At 52.0% G+C, this 1,202-nt stretch carries 1 protein-coding gene; it reads right to left on the bottom strand.

Going from position 1 to position 1,202, the window contains the following annotated elements; all coding sequences use genetic code 11:
• Position 1 precedes the first annotated feature (1 nt).
• Entirely contained in the window at positions 2-1,186 is a 1,185-nt protein-coding gene (tuf, locus tag HMPREF9444_RS07335; protein WP_009143775.1) for an elongation factor Tu, read from the bottom strand.
• Positions 1,187-1,202 lie beyond the last annotated feature (16 nt).

The following is a 1,202-nucleotide window of genomic DNA, read 5'->3' as shown; positions in this document are numbered from 1 at the left end:
ATTATTCGATGACGTTGTCAACAACACCGGCACCAACGGTACGGCCGCCTTCACGAATAGCAAAGCGCTCGCCCTTGGCCATTGCAACCGGGTGAATCAAGGTTACGGTCATCTTGGTGTTGTCACCAGGCATTACCATCTCAACGCCTTCTTCCAAATCAATAGTACCGGTAATGTCTGTGGTACGGAAGAAGAACTGCGGACGATAGCCCTTGAAGAACGGAGTATGACGGCCGCCTTCATCCTTGCTCAATACGTATACGCCGGCATCAAACTTGGTGTGCGGAGTAATTGAACCCGGGGCTGCCAATACCTGACCGCGCTCGACGTCTTCACGCTTGGTTCCGCGGAGCAATACGCCGACGTTGTCACCGGCCTGTCCCTGGTCCAAAAGCTTACGGAACATTTCTACACCGGTTACTACGGTCTTGGCGGTAGGACGAATACCGACGATTTCTACTTCGTCGCCTACCTTGACAATTCCGCGCTCAACACGGCCGGTTACTACGGTACCGCGTCCGGAAATCGAGAAAATGTCCTCAATCGGAAGCAGGAACGGATGGTCGATATCACGCTTCGGCTCAGGAATGTAAGTATCCAATGCATTGGCCAACTCGAGGATCTTGTCTTCCCACTGCTTCTCGCCGTTCAATGCACCTAATGCTGAACCGCGAATTACCGGAGTGTCATCTCCCGGGAAGTCGTACTGGTTCAACAAGTCACGTACGTCCATCTCTACCAATTCAAGCAGCTCTTCGTCGTCTACCATATCGCACTTGTTCAAGAAGACGATAATGTACGGTACGCCTACCTGACGGGCAAGCAGAATGTGCTCACGAGTCTGCGGCATAGGACCGTCGGTGGCTGCTACTACCAAAATTGCACCGTCCATCTGGGCTGCACCGGTAATCATGTTCTTGACGTAGTCAGCGTGGCCCGGGCAGTCAACGTGTGCATAGTGACGCTTCTCGGTGTCGTACTCTACGTGTGCGGAGTTAATGGTAATACCACGTGCCTTCTCTTCAGGAGCATTGTCGATCTGATCGAATGCCATTGCGTTACCGCCGAAATGCTCGGAAAGAACCTTGGTCAATGCAGCGGTTAAAGTGGTCTTGCCGTGGTCAACGTGACCGATGGTGCCTACGTTAACGTGGGGCTTAGAACGTACATACTTTTCCTTTGCCATTTTTTAAAATTCCTAT

Source organism: Succinatimonas hippei YIT 12066 (assembly GCF_000188195.1).
Classification (GTDB): domain Bacteria; phylum Pseudomonadota; class Gammaproteobacteria; order Enterobacterales; family Succinivibrionaceae; genus Succinatimonas; species Succinatimonas hippei.
Note: the sequence above shows the minus strand (reverse complement) of the source record. Positions and strands in the feature narration are given on the sequence as shown.